15 protein-coding genes are annotated in these 15,666 nt (G+C 71.3%); 8 read left to right on the forward strand and 7 right to left on the reverse strand.

Annotation, left to right across the window (positions count from 1 at the left end; all coding sequences use genetic code 11):
- The first annotated feature begins 26 nt into the window (after nucleotides 1–26).
- Nucleotides 27–1,160 carry a C45 family autoproteolytic acyltransferase/hydolase gene (locus tag ACGFNP_RS24390; RefSeq protein ID WP_393322310.1) on the forward strand — a complete coding sequence of 378 codons (1,134 nt, stop codon included), beginning with the start codon at nucleotides 27–29 and terminating at the stop codon, nucleotides 1,158–1,160.
- Here the strand turns inward: ACGFNP_RS24390 and ACGFNP_RS24395 are convergent.
- The 3 genes from ACGFNP_RS24395 to ACGFNP_RS24405 are packed head-to-tail and all read right to left on the reverse strand — an operon-like array spanning nucleotide 1,132 to nucleotide 4,825.
- Nucleotides 1,132–2,616 (reverse strand): AMP-binding protein, encoded by a 1,485-nt coding sequence (locus tag ACGFNP_RS24395; protein WP_393322313.1) that lies wholly within the window; start codon nucleotides 2,614–2,616, stop codon nucleotides 1,132–1,134. The two genes, ACGFNP_RS24390 and ACGFNP_RS24395, sit on opposite strands and share 29 nt — an antisense overlap.
- Nucleotides 2,616–3,662, reverse strand: a complete 1,047-nt coding sequence (locus tag ACGFNP_RS24400; RefSeq protein WP_393322316.1) for an acyl-CoA dehydrogenase family protein — start codon at nucleotides 3,660–3,662, stop codon at nucleotides 2,616–2,618. The genes ACGFNP_RS24395 and ACGFNP_RS24400 overlap by 1 nt, the downstream gene beginning before the upstream one ends.
- Nucleotides 3,659–4,825, reverse strand: a complete 1,167-nt coding sequence (locus ACGFNP_RS24405) for an acyl-CoA dehydrogenase family protein (protein ID WP_393322319.1) — start codon at nucleotides 4,823–4,825, stop codon at nucleotides 3,659–3,661. Before ACGFNP_RS24405 ends, ACGFNP_RS24400 begins: the two co-directional genes overlap by 4 nt.
- A 159-nt stretch (nucleotides 4,826–4,984) precedes the next feature.
- On the opposite strand from ACGFNP_RS24405, the gene ACGFNP_RS24410 reads away from it, so the two are divergent.
- The 4 genes from ACGFNP_RS24410 to ACGFNP_RS24425 all read left to right on the forward strand — a co-directional run bounded on the left by ACGFNP_RS24410 (nucleotide 4,985) and on the right by ACGFNP_RS24425 (nucleotide 9,192).
- On the forward strand, nucleotides 4,985–6,208 hold the full coding sequence (locus ACGFNP_RS24410) for a HAMP domain-containing sensor histidine kinase (RefSeq protein ID WP_358314941.1): 1,224 nt from the start codon (nucleotides 4,985–4,987) through the stop codon (nucleotides 6,206–6,208).
- 3 nt (nucleotides 6,209–6,211) lie between these two features.
- A complete protein-coding gene (locus ACGFNP_RS24415) occupies nucleotides 6,212–7,561 on the forward strand; it encodes a sensor histidine kinase (protein ID WP_393322323.1) in 1,350 nt (449 codons plus the stop codon).
- An 11-nt stretch (nucleotides 7,562–7,572) separates the two neighbouring features.
- The gene (locus ACGFNP_RS24420; protein WP_358314947.1) at nucleotides 7,573–8,172 is read left to right on the forward strand and encodes a TetR/AcrR family transcriptional regulator; all 600 of its coding nucleotides are present in this window, start codon (nucleotides 7,573–7,575) and stop codon (nucleotides 8,170–8,172) included.
- Nucleotides 8,173–8,238: 66 nt separating this feature from the next.
- The gene (locus ACGFNP_RS24425) at nucleotides 8,239–9,192 is read left to right on the forward strand and encodes a diiron oxygenase (RefSeq protein WP_358314949.1); all 954 of its coding nucleotides are present in this window, start codon (nucleotides 8,239–8,241) and stop codon (nucleotides 9,190–9,192) included.
- 27 nt (nucleotides 9,193–9,219) lie between these two features.
- Here ACGFNP_RS24425 and ACGFNP_RS24430 read toward each other — a convergent pair whose 3' ends face one another.
- On the reverse strand, nucleotides 9,220–9,978 hold the full coding sequence (locus tag ACGFNP_RS24430; protein ID WP_358314952.1) for a class I SAM-dependent methyltransferase: 759 nt from the start codon (nucleotides 9,976–9,978) through the stop codon (nucleotides 9,220–9,222).
- A 157-nt stretch (nucleotides 9,979–10,135) separates the two neighbouring features.
- On the opposite strand from ACGFNP_RS24430, the gene ACGFNP_RS24435 reads away from it, so the two are divergent.
- The gene (locus tag ACGFNP_RS24435; RefSeq protein WP_358315004.1) at nucleotides 10,136–10,774 is read left to right on the forward strand and encodes a copper resistance CopC family protein; all 639 of its coding nucleotides are present in this window, start codon (nucleotides 10,136–10,138) and stop codon (nucleotides 10,772–10,774) included.
- The gene (locus ACGFNP_RS24440) at nucleotides 10,771–11,796 is read left to right on the forward strand and encodes a CopD family protein (protein ID WP_358315007.1); all 1,026 of its coding nucleotides are present in this window, start codon (nucleotides 10,771–10,773) and stop codon (nucleotides 11,794–11,796) included. Before ACGFNP_RS24435 ends, ACGFNP_RS24440 begins: the two co-directional genes overlap by 4 nt.
- Here the strand turns inward: ACGFNP_RS24440 and ACGFNP_RS24445 are convergent.
- The 3 genes from ACGFNP_RS24445 to ACGFNP_RS24455 form a co-directional block, all read right to left on the reverse strand.
- The gene (locus tag ACGFNP_RS24445) at nucleotides 11,754–12,941 is read right to left on the reverse strand and encodes a hypothetical protein (RefSeq protein WP_358315056.1); all 1,188 of its coding nucleotides are present in this window, start codon (nucleotides 12,939–12,941) and stop codon (nucleotides 11,754–11,756) included. The two genes, ACGFNP_RS24440 and ACGFNP_RS24445, sit on opposite strands and share 43 nt — an antisense overlap.
- Nucleotides 12,942–13,021: 80 nt before the next feature.
- A complete protein-coding gene (locus ACGFNP_RS24450; RefSeq protein ID WP_358315059.1) occupies nucleotides 13,022–13,840 on the reverse strand; it encodes a class I SAM-dependent methyltransferase in 819 nt (272 codons plus the stop codon).
- Between the two features lie 10 nt (nucleotides 13,841–13,850).
- Nucleotides 13,851–15,218 carry a cytochrome P450 gene (locus tag ACGFNP_RS24455; RefSeq protein ID WP_393322330.1) on the reverse strand — a complete coding sequence of 456 codons (1,368 nt, stop codon included), beginning with the start codon at nucleotides 15,216–15,218 and terminating at the stop codon, nucleotides 13,851–13,853.
- Nucleotides 15,219–15,243: 25 nt separating this feature from the next.
- On the opposite strand from ACGFNP_RS24455, the gene ACGFNP_RS24460 reads away from it, so the two are divergent.
- Nucleotides 15,244–15,651: a PaaI family thioesterase gene (locus tag ACGFNP_RS24460; protein WP_393322333.1), complete on the forward strand. Its 408-nt coding sequence runs from the start codon at nucleotides 15,244–15,246 to the stop codon at nucleotides 15,649–15,651.
- The last annotated feature ends 15 nt before the right edge of the window (nucleotides 15,652–15,666 follow it).

Here is a 15,666-nt window from a genome sequence, read left to right on the forward strand (position 1 = left end):
CAGCGGCCGGCGGCAGCCTGGCGAACATGAAGAACATGACGCAGATCGCCGGCGGCCGGGACGACTTCCAGCTCGTCCGGCACCTGACCCTCCACGGCAGCCAGGCCGAGATCGGCCGGGCGCTCACCGAAGAGGCCCGCCAGCTCGGCTGGGCGCCGAGGCCCCTCGACCCCGCCGTCAACAGGGCCCGCCGGACCTGGTTCGAGCGGCACTGGCCGCAGCACCACGCCCGCATGGACGGCGCCGCCGCGGCGCTCGGCCTCGACCCCGACCAGGACGACCTGGCCCTCGACGGGCTGAGCTACGCGCCCGCGGGCTCGGGCTGCTCGGCGCTGTGGTGCCCGCCGTCCGCGAGCACCGACGGCCACGGCAGGGTGGGCCGCAACTACGACTTCTTCACCGCGACGATCAGCGAGATCATGGGCCAGGCGCCGCGGCCGGGCGAGCTGCCGATGGCGGCCAGGCCGTACGTGATCACCACGGTGCCCGACACCGGCCTGGCCTCGACCGTCATCACGATGAACGAGCTCGACGGCTGCATGGACGGCGTCAACGAGGCCGGCCTGGTCGTCATGCTGCTCATCGCCGACATCGTCACCGCCGCGCCACCGCAGAACCCCCTGCCGCAGGTCGGGCTGAACAGCGTGCAACTGCCCAGGTTCGTCGTCGACACCTGCGAGAACGTGGAGCAGGCCAAGCAGGCGCTGCTCGGCGCGAAGCAGTACGACCACGGCGCGCCGCTGCACTACCTCGTCGCCGACGCGCACGGCGGGGCGTTCGTGTGGGAGCGGGGCACGGACGGCAAGGAGCACATCATCGAGTTCGGCGACGCGCCGCTCTGCGTCACCAACCACCTGCTGCACCTCAACCCCGACCCGATGAACCTGCCCCCGGACACCGAGGCCAGCCTCCAGACGTTCGGGCGGCTGCGTTCGCTGTACGAGCGGAGCAAGGGCGCCACCATGTCGCCGGACGACCTGCGGAAGAGCCTGGCCGAGGTGGGGCCGGACAGGGACATGCCGTTCCGCACGATCTGGAGCACGGTGTTCGACACGGCCGACCGTACGCTGTCGACCCGCTTCTATCTGGGCGACGGGCCGGACGGGGCGCGCTACTCCGACGAGCTGGTCTTCACCGCGCGTCCAGGAACTCCTGCCTGACCTTGGACCGGGACAGCTTCCCCGTCGGCGTGCGGGGCAGCGCGTCCCGGTACTCGATCACCTTCGGGTGCTTGAACCGGGCGATCCGCGGTTCGCAGTGCCGCAGCAGCTCGGCGGTGAGCTCGGCGTCGCCCGTGACGCCCGCGACGGGCTGGACGAGGGCGACCACGCTGTGCCCCCACTCCTCGTCGGGCACCCCGATGACGGCCACGTCCGCCACGGAGGGGTGCTCCAGCAGCGCGGCCTCGATCTCGGCCGGGTAGATGTTGACCCCGCCGGACACGATCAGGTCGGTGCGCCGGTCGCACAGGAACAGGAAGCCGTCCTTGTCCAGGTAACCGATGTCGCCGGGGGTGTACCAGTCGCCGCGCATGCTGGCGGCCGTCTTCGCCGGGTCCTTGCGGTACTCGAACGTGCCCAGGCTGGACTTGACGTAGATCATGCCCGGCTCACCGGGCGGCAGCTCGTTCCCGGCCTCGTCGAGGATCTTGGCCTCGAACGTGGGCGCCGGCCGGCCCACCGTGCCGGGCCGCTCCAGCCAGTCGTGCGGCTTGACCGAGAAGGCGATCGTCGACTCGGTCGAGCCGTAGTACTCGTAGAGCACCGGCCCCCACCACTCCATGATCCCCCGCTTGACCGCCACCGGGCAGGCGGCGGCGGTGTGGACGACCTGGCGCAGGCTCGACACGTCGTAGCGCGCCCTGACCTCGGCGGGCAGCTGCAGCATCCGGTGGAACATGGTCGGCACCATCATCGCGTTCGTCACCTGGTGCCGCTCGACCAACTCCAGGATGTTCTCCGGCTCGAAGCGCGGCGTGATCACCACGGTGTGGCCGAGGTGCAGCGCGAACTGCGTGTGGGCGCACGGCGCCGAGTGGTACATCGGCGAGGTGACCAGGTGCACGGCCTCGCCGGGCACCAGGTCCACGATCTCGCCGAGGAACCACACGTAGAGCGGGACGAGCGCCTCGGGCTCGGCTCCGGACAGCCGCCGCTGCACGCCCTTGGGGAAGCCGGTGGTGCCGGAGGTGTACCACATGACGGCCCCGGCCATCCGCCCGCCGGGCGCGTCCGCGGGCTGCCCCTCGGCCAGCCCGGCCGTGCCGATCTCGCTCCCGGGTACGTGGCCGTCCGCGGTGACCACGATCTTGGCGTCGCAGTCGTCCAGGATGTAGGCCACCTCAGCCTCGGTGAGATGCCAGTTGATCGGCACGTAGTAGAGGCCGATCTGCCCCGTCGCCATGATCATGATCACCGCGTCGAGGCCGTTCGGCAGCACGCCGGCCACCACGTCGCCGTCGACGAGCCCGCGGGCGCGCAGGCCGTGTGACACCTGGTTGACCTGGGCGAGCAGCTCGCCGTACGTGGTCCGGGAGCCGTCCACGTCGATGACCGCGAGCCGGTCGGGGTCGGCGGAGGCGATCGCGTAGAAGCCGGGCAGGCCGTTGATGTCCATCACAGCTCCAGCAGGTCGGCGAGGCGGGCCCGGTGTATTCGCGGCGGGCCGAGCAGCACTTCGTCGGCTTTGGCCCGTTTGTAGAACAGGTGCGCGTCGTGCTCCCAGGTGTAGCCGATGCCGCCGTACAGCAGCAGGTGGTCGCGGGCCACCTCGAAGCAGGCCCGCCCCACGTACGCCTGGGCCAGCGCCGCGGCGGCGGGCAGCTCGTCCGGCGACTCGTCGGCGGCCCAGGCGGCGAAGCGGACGATCGACTCGGCCTGCTCCAGCTTGCAGTGCATGTCGGCGAGCTTGTGCTTGACCCCCTGGTAGGAGCCGATGTACCGGCCGAAGGCGACCCTGATCTTGGCGTAGGCGACGATGGCGTCCAGCGCGGCGCGCAGCACGCCGAGCTGCTCGGCCGCCAGCGCCACGGCGAGCCGGTCGCCGACGCCCGGCGCCGCCGGGCCGATCACCCGGCCCGGCGCGCCGTCCAAGGTCATCTGGGCCTGGCCGCGGGTCAGGTCGAGCGTCTCCAGGGCGGTCCTGGTGACGCCGGGCGCGGTCAGGTCGACGGCCGTCATGACCACGCCGTCGCCGGTCAGCGCGGGCACGACGAGGACGTCGGCCTCCATGCCGCCCAGCACCTGGGCCAGCGTGCCGCGCACGGTCACCCCACCGCCGGGCTCGCCCGAGACGGTTACATCGGAGTCAGCCGGCGGCTGGGCGAGGGTGGCCACGACGCGGCCTTCGGCGATGCCGGTCAGCAGCTCCTTGTCCGGCACCCGGGTCAGCGCGATCGTGGCGAACACCGTGGCCAGGAAGGGCCCGGGCAGCAGCGCGGCGCCCGTCTCCTCCAGCGCGACGGCCAGCTCCGCGAAGCCCGCGCCCGCGCCGCCGTACTCCTCCGGGACGATCAGCCCGGACAGGCCGAGCTCGCCGTTGAGCCGCGCGTACACCTCCCGGTCGTAGCCGTCGCGGACCTTGGGCAGCGGCGAGGCCGCGGCGAGGAACGAACGGACGGCGGCGCGCAGCTCCTGCTGCTCCTGGCTGAGTACGAGCTTCACCCCTGCGTCCCCACCTTCAGGTCCTTGAACGGCACGGTCTTGTCCACCCGGGGCTCGGGCGGCAGGTTCAGCACCCGGTCGCCGATGATGTTGCGCATGATCTCGTTGGTGCCGCCGCCCAGCGACATGCCCGGGGCCTGGGAGATCGCGTGGGCCAGCGGGTGGCCGCCGACGACCGACTCGGGCCCGACGAGCCGGGTCGCGAGGTCCGCCTGGAACAGGTACAGCTCGGCCAGCAGCAGCTTGGCGGCGCTGCCGCGGGCGCCGGGGAAGATCCCCGCCTTGGTCTCCTGGGACAGGCGCTGGTTGAACAGCGCGAGCGCGCGCGTGCGGATGTGCAGCTCGACGAGCTCGTCCCTGACCAGCGGGTCGGCGGTGTCGACCACCTGGCGCAGCGCCGCCAGTGAGGTGGGGTCGTCCTTGCCCGAGCCCATGCCGACGCCCGCCGAGATGGACAGCCGCTCGTGCAGGAGGGTCGTGACCGCGACGCTCCAGCCGTCGTTGACCTCGCCGACGCGGTGCTCGTCGGGGATGGGGACGTCGTCGAAGAAGACCTCGTTGAAGTTGGCCCGGCCGGTCATGTCCTTGAGCGGCCGGACCGTCACGCCCGGATGGCGCATGTCGACCACGAACATGGTCAGGCCCTTGTGCTTGGGCACCTCGACGTCGGTGCGGGCCAGCAGCAGCCCCCAGTCGGCGTGGTGGGCGACCGAGGTCCAGACCTTCTGGCCGTTGACGATCCAGCCGTCGCCGTCGCGTACGGCCCTGGTCTGCAGGCTGGCCACGTCGCTGCCCGCGCCCGGCTCCGAGAAGAGCTGGCACCAGATCTCCTCGCCGCGCAGCAGTGGCCGGAGGAAGCGTTCGCGCTGCTCGTCGGTGCCCCGGTCGACCAGGGTCGGGCCGGTCATGCCGAGGCCGATCGAGAAGACGTACGTGGGCAACGTGAAGTCGCGGGCCGCGGCGGCGAACGCGCGCTCCTCCGCCTGCGTCAGCCCCTGGCCGCCCCAGCGCGCCGGCCAGGTGATGCCGGAGTATCCGGCGTCGTAGAGCCTGGCCATGAAGTCCTTGGCCCTGGCGACCGGATCGCCCTCGGGGGGCTCCCCGGACGGGGCGTTGTCGAGGAGCCAGGCCCTGGCGGTACGCCGATACTCATCAAGGTTCACATCGTCTCCCTGGCATCAGTGCTCACTTACTCTAACCAGCCGAATGCGGCACGCATAGAGCGCCGTTCGGGCGGCGTTTTATGCTGATTTGTCGCCGAATCTCCGTTAATTAGGATGGGGGTGACTTAGTGTGATCGGCTGATCGCCGGGGGGAAAGGTGTGGTCACACGGTTCGGGCGGTCCGTGCGCGCGCGGCTGACGCTGTTCGCGAGCGTCGCCATGGCGCTGCTGTGCGTCGTGGTGAGCGCGTTCGTGCTGTACGCGGTGCGCACCACGGCGATCGAATACCGCACGAACGAGGCGCTCACCGCCGCCTTGCGCGTCGTGCACCTGGTCAAGCGGGACGAGCTGCCCGCGCGGATCAGGAGCGAGGTGGACGGGATCCAGGTCGTCGACCCGGCCGGGCGCGTGGTGTCCACGACGGAGAACCTGACCGGCCGTCCGCCCATGAGCCGGCTGACGCCCGACCGCGACAACGCCGGCCGTACCCAGGTCGTGTGCGACCTGCCCGACTTCCCCGGCCGGTGCGAGATCCTGGTCGTCCTGCGCGTCTACGAGCGGGACGGCGACTGGCTGGTCTACGCGGCCAGGGCCATGGTGCCGCGCTACGTCCACCCGGCCGTGCTGGGGTTCCTGGGCGGCGACTCGCTCGCGCTGGTGGCGCTGACCTGGTTCGGGGTGTCGCGGGCGGTGGCCAGGACCCTCACGCCGATCGCCCGGCTGGAGCAGGCGGTCGAGCGGCAGCGCAGGTTCGTCGCCGACGCCTCGCACGACCTGCGCAGCCCGATCACCGCCATGCGCGTCCAGATCGAGGAGGCCATGCTGTACCCCGCCGACGCCGACTGGCGGCGGACCGGGGTGGCGCTGCTGGGCTGCCTGGACCGCCTTGAGGCCATCGTCGGCGACCTGCTGACGCTGGCCAGGCTCGACGCGGGCGCCCCCGCCGAGCGCGAGCCCGTGGACCTGGCCGAGCTGGCCGGCGCCGAGACGGCCAGGCGACGGTCGAAGCCGGTGATCACCACGCTGCGACCGGGCGTGACCGTCATGGGCGACCGGCTCCAGCTGGCCCGCCTGCTCACCAACCTGCTGGACAACGCCGAGCGCCACGCCGAGTCCCAGGTCGTGGTGTCCGTACGGCGCGACCTCGGGCTGGCCGTGCTCGAAGTCCTCGACGACGGCGCGGGCATCGCGCCCGACCAGCGGGAGGTCGTGTTCCAGCGCTTCACGCGGCTGGCCGCCGCGCGCGACCGCGACGCCGGCGGTACCGGGCTCGGACTGGCCATCGCCCGCGAGATCGCGCTGGCCCACGCGGGCACCCTGACCCTGGAGGACTCCGACCGCGGCGCCCGATTCGTGATGCGGCTCCCGATCACGGAGGGCTGAGGGGTGTTCGTCACATGGTCGGTGCGGCGCAGGCTGACGGCGGCCGCGCTGCTGTCCACGCTGGCCGGCTACTCCCTCATCGCGGTGCTCGTCACACCGCTCGCGCACGCCCTGGTCGCCGCGCACGAGACCGAGCACGCGGCCAAGGCGGCGCACCGGGTCTCGCTCGCCATCCAGCGGACCGCGCCGGAGCAGGTCAGGCCGATAGTGATCACCGAGGATGTCGACCTCATCCAGGTGGTCGACGACCAGGGCATAGTGCGGCAGGCCAGTCCGAAGCTGCTGGGCCAGCCACCGCTCACCACAGACACGTCCACGGGCGACGACAATCGGGTGGACGCCGTCGTCTGCACCTCGCGGGTACCAGACGGGGACTGCCTGATCACCGTGGGGTACCGGACGCCGGTCGGCGCGACGAGCTGGATGGTCTACGCCTACACCCCCGTCGTCCCCTGGTACATCAGCCCGCTCTACATGCTGGGCGTGCTGCTCTCCGTGCTGCTGCTCTCCGCGATCGCGACCTACGTGGCCTGGATGACGGTGACCAGGGCGCTGCGGTCCGTCACGGCCATCAAGACCGAGCTGGCCGAGATCACCGCCACGGACCTGGGTCGCCGAGTGCCGCCCTTGCCGCACCGGGACGAGCTCGACGACCTCGCCTGGACCGTGAACCAGACCCTGGACCGGCTGGAGCACGCGGTCGAGCAGGAGCGCAGGTTCGCCGCCGACGCCTCGCACGACCTGCGCAGCCCGATCACCGCCATGCGCACCCAGATCGAGGAGGCCATGCTCCATCCGGACGAGGCCGACTGGCCGCGGACCTCCGTGGCCCTGCTGGCGAGCCTCGACCGGCTGCAGGCCATCGTCGCCGACCTGCTGACGCTGGCCAAGCTCGACGCGGGCGCGCCCGGCGTCGGCGTCGACGTGGACCTGGCGGAGCTGGTCGAGGAGGAGCTGGTACGCAGGGCGCCCGGCAAGCGGGTGGTGCGGCGCCTGCGTGCGGGGGTGGTGGTGACCGGAGACCGGATGCGCCTGAGCCGGCTGCTCGCGAACCTGCTCGACAACGCCGAGCGGCACGCCGAGTCCACGATCACCGTGACCGTCGACGAGCGGCCCGGCGGGGCCGTACTGGAGGTCCAGGACGACGGCGCGGGGATCGCGCCGGACCAGCGCGAGATCGTGTTCCGCCGGTTCACCCGGCTGGACACCTCACGCAACCGCGAAGACGGGGGCACAGGGCTCGGGCTGTCCATCGCCCGCGAGATCGCCGAAGCGCACGGTGGTACTCTCACGGTCGAAGATTCCGGCACCGGTGCCCGGTTTGTCCTACAAATCCCCCGGGCTAGTAGTTAAAGTGGCCCGCTGTGACACGGGGTTTCAGCCGATTACGGCGCGAGGATTTACTGAAGACGGCCTGCGAGGTCATCGCCGAGCAGGGGTTCGGGCATACCAGGACGGTCGACATCGCCAGGGCCGCCGGCGTGAGCCAGGCACTGCTCTTCTACCACTTCGAGACCAAAGATCAGCTGTTCGCGCAGGCGTTCGCCTACGCCGCTCGGATCCATCTCGATCTTCTGGACGAAATCGAGCGCTCGTCGAGCCCCCCGCGCGAAAAACTGCGTTTCCTGCTGCGGCGCTCCTCCCCCGCGGGCTCGGCGGAGGGCTGGCGGCTGTGGATCGACGCGTGGGCGGAGTCCATGCGGAACAAGGAGCTGGAGCAGACCTCGCGACGGCTCGACACGCGGGGCAGGGTGGTGCTGCGCGGGATCATCGAGGCCGGCGTGGCGTCGGGCGACTTCGTCTGCCCCGATCCCGAGGAGTCCACCTGGCGGATCTTCGCGCTGCACGACGGGCTGGCCATCCAGATCCACGTCCATCCCAGGGTCGTGACGCGCCGCTGGGCCACCCAGCTCGTCCGCAGGACGGCCGCTGCCGAGGTGGGCATAAGCCCGGACGATCTGTGATCCACCTCACTCTTCCTCTCTTATTAGATGCTTCGTACAATTACCGGGCGAGGAGAGGAGCAGGCGATGACACGCGCACCGAGCTCTACCGCCGCCAGGGAGAACGACGACCGGAGCACCTACGAGGCGGTCATCGCCCGCCTCTCGAAGGCGTCGGTCGACAAGCACTGGGAGCCGTACAAGGACATCCCCTGGGACGATCCGGAGTTCCTCGTCGACCAGACCGATCCCCGCTGGGAGCTGCCCGAGGTCGACAAGCTCGGTGGCCATCCGTGGTACCGCGGCCGCTCCCCCGAGACGCGGGCCAGGATCGGGCTGTGGCGGGTGGCCACGGCGATGAAGATCGGGCTGCAGTTCGAGAACCTGCTCAAACGGGGCCTGCTCAACTACGCCTACCGGCTGCCGAACGGGTCCCCCGAATTCCGCTACGTCTACCACGAGACCATCGAAGAGGGACATCACGGGATGATGTTCCAGGAGTTCGTCAACCGAACGAAGCTCCCGGTGCGCGGCATGCCGGGGCCGCTCAGCCTGCTCGCGCAGGTGGCCCCCTGGATCCCGCTGATCTCGACCGAGTTGTTCTTCGTGTTCGTGCTCGGCGGCGAGGACCCGATCGACCACGTCCAGCGCAAGGTGCTCAAGGACGACCAGGTCCACCACCCGCTCGAAGAGACGATCATGCGCATCCACATCGCGGAGGAGGCCAGGCACATCTCGTTCGCCCGGCACTACCTGCGCGACCGGGTGCCGAGGATGCCGCGGTACCGGCGGCTCATGCTGGGTGTCGCCTCGCCGATCATCCTGGGGATCATGGCCAGGATCATGCTGGCGCCGCCCGGGCCGATGATCAGGCGGTTCGCCATCCCGCGTGACGTGGTGGTCGAGGTGTACCTGCGTGACCCGGCGGCCAAGCGGGAGATCCGCGACTCGGTCGGCAGGACCCGCGAGCTGTGCTCCGAGATCGGCCTGGTGAACGCGCTTACCAGGCGGATCTGGCAGGTCATGGGCATCTGGGCGTGACCGTCCCCTGGCGACCCGGCGGGCGGCTCAGGAGCGGCGGGCGATCAGCACCTCGGTGACCGCCCGCTCCTCCCACACGCCCGACGGGTTGTCGGCGATGAGCACCTGTCTGACCGCGTCGGTGAACTCCGTCATCCGGTCGCCGAGCTTGGTGGGAGTGGTGTAGGAGTACGACAGCTGCAACCCGAGCACGGCATCGAGGTCCCAGCTCAGCCGCTGTTCGAACAGGCTCGACTCCAGCCGGTCGAACGGCGAGTCCACGAGCACGTCGTGGGGGTGCTCCCCGGTGGCCTGGAAGGAGCCGGCCGCCAGCGGCTCGTCCGACGCGAACGCGGCGCGCACCGGCCGGACGACCGGCTCCCACGGCTGCTCGCCCGGGTCGCGCGACGGCCCGATGAGGGCCACCGCGCCGTCCGGCGGCAGCAGCCGGTCCAGCTCGGCCAGTACGGCTCTGCGGTCCATCCAGTGGAACGACCTGCCCATGACGACGTCGTCGAAGGGCGGCAACGCGGCCAGCGTCGTGGAGTCGCCGGACAGCCAGCGGATGTCCGGCGTACCGGCGGCGACGCGCTCGCCCTCGGCCAGCATGTCGGTGTCCGGGTCCACGGCGATCACCTCGCGCACGGCGGGCGCCAGCGGGATCGCCACCGTACCGGGGCCGCAGCCGAGGTCGAGCACCCGGCTCTTGGGGCCGAACGCCCGCGCCAGGCAGTCGATGGCGGCCTCTCCGTGTCCGGGCCGGTACTTGGCGTAGTAGGGGGCGGCGCCGCCGAACAGGTTCGTCATGGTGAGACGATATGCGGGTTCTGGAAACGATCGCCGGGTCCTCCCGCGTCCTCGTCTGAGGGCGAGGCATTCGGCGGCGTTCCGACGGCGACGAGTTGGGGGTCATGTTGTGGGGCACGGTTCACCGGCCCGCCCGGCGGCGAAACTGGAGGTGTTCGTGAGGCGGCTCTTCGTGATCGTGCTGCTCGCGGTCGCCGGGGTGGGCGTCGCTCTCCCGGCGCAGGCGCACAACGTGCTGGTCGGCAGCGACCCCAAGGACGGGGCGACGCTGACCGCCGCGCCCGCGCGGATCACGCTCGTCTTCGACCAGGCGGTACGCCAGGGATACGCGCAGGTGGGCGTGACCGGGGCCGACGGGACGGCGTGGGCCGACGGATCGGCCGAGGTCGCCGCCGAGAAGGTGTCGGTCAAGGTCAAACCGCTGCGGGCGGGCGGGGCCTATGTGGTGGGCTACCGGATCCTGTCGGCCGACGGGCATCCGGTCACGGGCAAGATCAGCTTCAACCTCGCTGCGGACGCCACGGCCGTGACGCAGGCCCCGGCCCAAGCCGACGCGTCCGGAGCCGACGCCGCCGAAGCGGCGGCGAACGGCGGGGCGGGGATGGCCGTCGTCTGGATCGTGGGAGCGCTGCTGGTGCTGGCCGCGGGCACCGCCGTGGCCCTGCGCCGCGCCCGCACCCCGGCGCCCGAGAGCGAGACGCGCGATGGCGACACACGCGTCGGCGGGGGCGCGGGCCGTGTGGCGACCGGCGACCGCGACGGTGACACGCGCGGCGGCGAGAGGACGGACGCGTGACGATCACCGCTCCCCCGAGGCCGCGGGCCGGCGGGCGCTGGGTGGTCGGGGCGTTCGCGGTGTGCGCGATCGTCGCGGCCGTGGCGGCCAGCACGTTCACCGCGCAGGAGGCGGTGCCGGGCATCCCGATGCCGGGGCCGATCGTGGCGTACGGGCTGCCGGTCGTACGGGTGCTGCTCGACCTGGCCGCCGTGGCCGTCGTCGGGCTGAGTCTGGTGCCCAAGCTGCTCGGATTCGACGCGCCTGAGCTGACCGAGCCGGTCCTGCGCAGGACGCGGCCGCTCACCGTCACCGCCGCGTGGGCGTGGGCGGTCTGCGCGCTGCTGACGATCGTGTTCCAGACGGCCGAGCTGAACCCGGGCGGCCTGCCCACGGTCGGCATGATCGCCGCCTACGTCGACGGCGTCGGCACCGGCCAGGGGCTGCTGTTCAGCGCCGCGTGCGCGCTGATGGCGGCCGGCATCGGGCTGATGGCGGTGCGGTTCGGCGAGAAGGTGCCCGCCGAACTGCGGATCATCGTGGCGTTGTTCGGCCTGTTGCCCATTCCGGTGACCGGTCACGCGGTCAACTCCGTCTGGCACGACCCCATCATGATCGCGATGGAGACGCACGTGATGGGCGCGGCGGCGTGGGCGGGCGGGCTGGTGGCGACGGCGGTGTTCGTCGCGCCGCGCCCGTCGCTGCTGGCCGTCGCGCTGCCGCGCTTCTCCCGGATGGCGACCGTCTGCCTGCTGCTGGTCGGCCTGTCAGGGCTGATCACCGGGCTCGGCACGATGGCGCTGACGCCCGGCGTGGAACTGCCGGGCGCCATCGTGACCAGCCACTACGGGGTGCTGGTGGTGGTCAAGCTGATGCTCACCGCGCTGGTGGTGCCGCTGGCCGCGCACGTCCGGTTCCGGCTAATGCCGCTCATCCGCCGGGCCGAGCCCACGGCCGTGGTCGGCTGGGTGGCGGCCGAGGTCGCCCTGATGGGGCTGGCCTACGGCGTGGCGGTGGCGATCACCCGGGCCTCCATCGGCTGACTTCGCGTCGCGAACCACTCGCAGGCCAGCCAGGCGGCCATCAGTCCCAGCCCGGCCCAGACGGCCGACGTCATGACCAGGGGCGGCGCGCCGAGCAGGCCCTTCTGCCCCGTCAGCGTGCCGTACACCTGACCCATGATCGAGCTCTGCGCGACCAGCGCACCGTAGACGGCGGCCGTCGCCGCGGCCGCCCCGAGCACCGCGCGCACCGGCGCCAGACCACGCGAGGGAAGCCGCACGGCGAACGCGAGGTCCACGCAGAGGCCGCCGATCACCAGGAAGAACGGCACCGCGGACGGCGGGAAGCCGGTGAACGTCAGCATCGGCCAGACCACCGTCCTGAACCCCACGTACGAGGCGGCCACCAGCGTCGCCGCGCCGAACCTGCCGATCATCATCCGGGCCACGACCAGCACGGTCACCCCGGCGACCACCGCGTACACCGGATACAGGTAACCCGGCACCGGGAGGGAAAAGCCGGTCATCATCACCCGGTCGACCGGGCGGCCCATCTGGTCGGCGGCGAACCGCAGCAGGATGTCTTCGGCGTAGGGGGCGCCGTTGTCCCAGGCGCCGATCGACAGGATGCCGTATTCCTGGTGCTGTTCGGGGAAGTGCACGTTCTCCAGGAAGAACGCGAAGAACGCGCCCAGCATGACCGTGCGTTCCCTGCCGGGCGGGGCGCCCATGAACCAGCCGCGGATCACCCCCGCGATCATGAAGAACGTGCCCGTGTAGAGCATCAGGTGGGACGGGCTCCACGAGGTGATGTCCAGGCCGTTGACCCGGTGGTTGATCAGGTCGAGCGGCACGGCGACGAGGAACACGCCGGTGCCCCACTGGATCAGCCGCAGCGCCGCCTTGTCCACGCCGTAGCCGGTGTAGCCGTGGATCACGGTCAGCGCGAGGGCCAGGGCCGTACCGGCGGAGTTGAGCAGGTGAGGGGGAGCCAGGTCGTCGCGCAGCCACTTGAAGTGCCACGAGACGTCCCAGGCCGAGCCGAGCAGCTTGAACGTGAGCGCCACCAGCCAGCCGTAGTAGAGGACCCTGAACAGGTCGGGCGGCGTCTCGCGCCCCGCCTGCCCCCGGGTCCAGTACGGCAAGGCCCAGTCGGCGGCGGTCTTGATGATTGCGGGAGCCTTCACGGCGGAAATCTTACGATGCCTTGCCTCGGGAACAATGCGCCCAGGTCCCTCGTGATCTGCCTGGTATGAGCGGTTCCGGGTCAGGCCGTCACAGACGGTCCGCTGCCCGCTGAGGCGCGCAGTGAGTACATGAGCGGGACCGCCGGACTGCCCTCGGGCAGCCGATACCGCGGGCCGTCGGGCCGCAGCGTGCCGAAGCGGCGGAAGAGCGTGTGGTCGTGCTCGCGCAGGAACTCCACCCGCAGCCCGGCCGCGGCCACCGCGCTGACCACCTCGCCGATGCCGTGCTGGAACTGGACCGAGGTGTCGTTCTCCAGGACCTCGGAGCCGGTGTACGTGTGCGGGAACTTCCACACCTGGGGGCCGTGGTGGAAGTAGTCGTGAGTCACCGTCGTCCCGGTCTCGTCGTCCAGGATGTCGGCGAAGGGGTGGAACTCGGCCAGATACAGGAACCCGCCCGGCCGCAGCAGCGACGCCACCGTGCGCGCCCACCTGGTGAGGTCGGGCAGCCAGACCAGGGCGCCGATGCCGGTGTAGACGATGTCGTAGGTCTCCCCCAGCGCCTCGGCCGCGTGGTACACGTCGGCCACGACGAACCGCGCCCCGATCCCCGCGTCTTCGGCCAGCTCCCTGGCCTCGGTCACGGCGGTCTCGGAGAAGTCGAGCCCGGTCACCCGGGCCCCTCTCCGCGCCCAGGACAGCGTGTCGAGGCCGAAGTGGCACTGCAGGTGGACGAGGTCGCGGCCGGTCACGTCGCCCACCTCGGCCAGCTCGAACTCCCTGATCGTGCCGGCCCCTCCCCGGAACGCGGCGACGTCGTAGAAGTCGCTGGCCACGTGGATGGGGACGCGTTCGTCCCAGTTGGCGCGGTTGACGGCCAGGTAGTCGATCTCCTCCATGCGGCCGAGCCTAGGGGCCGGAGTCAACCGATTTTCCCCGGTGGCGGGTCAGCCGTACGGGAAGGTGTTTGAGCCCGTTCTGGAAGTTGGAGGTGAGCCGGACGGGCGCGCCCGCGAGCTCGACGTCCCAGGAGAGCAGCTCGGTGAACACCGCGCGGAACTGGACGCGCGCCAGGTGGGCGCCCAGGCAGAAGTGCGGGCCGAAGCCGAAGCTGACGTGGTCGTTCGGGGTGCGGGCGACGTCGAACCGGTCGGGGTCGGGGAAGACGGACGGGTCGCGGTTGGCGGAGGCGTGGTAAACGACCACCTTCTCGCCCGCCCGGACGAGCCGGCCGCCGAGCGTGAGGTCGCGGGTGGCCGTACGGCGGAAGTCCATGACGGGCGGCCAGAACCGCAGCATCTCCTCCACCGCCGAACCGAGCAGGGACGGGTCGGCGCGCAGGCGGGTCAGCTCGGCGGGGTGCTGGAGGAGGGTGAGCAGGCCGCCGGGGATGCCGTTGCGCAGCGTCTCGTTCCCGGCGACGGCGAACAGGAAGAACATGTTCTCGAACTCCGCCTCGGTCAGGCCGCCGTCCATCATCGCCGACATGACCGACTCGCCGTGCGTGGTCTCCGCCAGGGCGTGCGCGTACGCGAACATGTCCGCCAAAGCCGCCCTGGAGCGGGGGTTCATGCCCGGTTCGAGCCGTGGCCTGACGGCGGTGGCGAGGCGGCCGATCGGGCTGAGCGACGCGGCGTCGGCCGTGGACAGGCCCGCGTAGTCGGCGTCCTGGTAGCCGATCACCCGCGACGCCCAGTCGTACAGCAGCCGCCTGTCCTCGTCCGGCACGCCCATGACGTGCGCGAGCGTCCAGACGGGCAGCTCGGCGGCGACCTCCACGAAGTCGCACGTGCCCGCGGCGAACAGCGACGCGGCCCGCTCGGCGATCGTCCGCTCCAGCGCCCGCACGGCGCGCGGCGTGAACGCGGCCGCCACGATCCTGCGCAGCCGGGAGTGGTCCGGCGGGTCCGTGTTCAGCATCATCGCCTGTACGAAGGCCAGGTCGGCGGGGGTGTCGGGGTCGCGGATCTGCGTGGCGCCCAGGTGGGAGGAGAAGTCGCCGGCCGCGCGCAGCACGTGCTTGACGTCGGCGTGCCGGAACACGCCCCAGTAGCCGGGCCCCTCGCGCCAGGGCCCCACCGCCGGTTCCGGAATCCGGCAGACGGGGGCCTCCCGTCGCAGCCGGTCGTACAGCTCGTACGGTACGGCCTGCGCGTACGTGGACGGCAAGAAGACATCACCCACCGGCAGCGGCTCGCCGGCCTGCGACGGGTTTTCCACAGGCGGTGTCCGTGGCGGAAAGTTGTCCACAGGCTCTCGCCGCGTCTCCTCGCTCATGGTTCCCAGCGTGCATGATGGGCCGGTGACTCCAGAAGACGGTGAGGCCATTCTGCGCGACTACTTCGCGCCCTGGATCCAGCAGCTCGGGCTGCGCGTGCGGGAGCTGGGCGAGCGCCACGCGGTGGTGTGCCTGCCCTGGTCCGACGCGCTGGCCAGGGAGGGCGGCGGGCTATGCGGCCAGGCCATGATGGCCGCCGCCGACACCGCCACGGTCATCGCGATCTCCTCGGCGCGGGGCGGGTTCGTGCCGATGACCACGGTGCAGCAATCGACGACGTTCCAGCGGCCGGTCACGGGCCAGGATCTGCTCATCGACGTGCGCATCTCCAAGCTCGGCCGCACGCTGGCCTTCTCGGAGGTCACACTGACGGCCGACGGAGCCGCCGAGCCGGCCGCGCGGGCGTCCACCGTTTACGCGATCTTGGGCTGACCCGTACGTCTCAGG

It is taken from the genome of Nonomuraea sp. NPDC049269 (assembly GCF_043197155.1).
Classification (GTDB): domain Bacteria; phylum Actinomycetota; class Actinomycetes; order Streptosporangiales; family Streptosporangiaceae; genus Nonomuraea.

Bases quoted from the DNA above. Each gene is read 5' to 3' on its own strand.
- ACGFNP_RS24390 (WP_393322310.1), top strand. From the start codon at position 27: ATGAAGAACATGACGCAGATCGCCGGCGGCCGGGACGACTTCCAGCTC.
- ACGFNP_RS24395 (WP_393322313.1), bottom strand. From the start codon at position 2,616: ATGGACATCAACGGCCTGCCCGGCTTCTACGCGATCGCCTCCGCCGAC.
- ACGFNP_RS24425 (WP_358314949.1), top strand. From the start codon at position 8,239: ATGACACGCGCACCGAGCTCTACCGCCGCCAGGGAGAACGACGACCGG.
- ACGFNP_RS24430 (WP_358314952.1), bottom strand. From the start codon at position 9,978: ATGACGAACCTGTTCGGCGGCGCCGCCCCCTACTACGCCAAGTACCGG.
- ACGFNP_RS24450 (WP_358315059.1), bottom strand. From the start codon at position 13,840: ATGGAGGAGATCGACTACCTGGCCGTCAACCGCGCCAACTGGGACGAA.
- ACGFNP_RS24455 (WP_393322330.1), bottom strand. From the start codon at position 15,218: ATGAGCGAGGAGACGCGGCGAGAGCCTGTGGACAACTTTCCGCCACGG.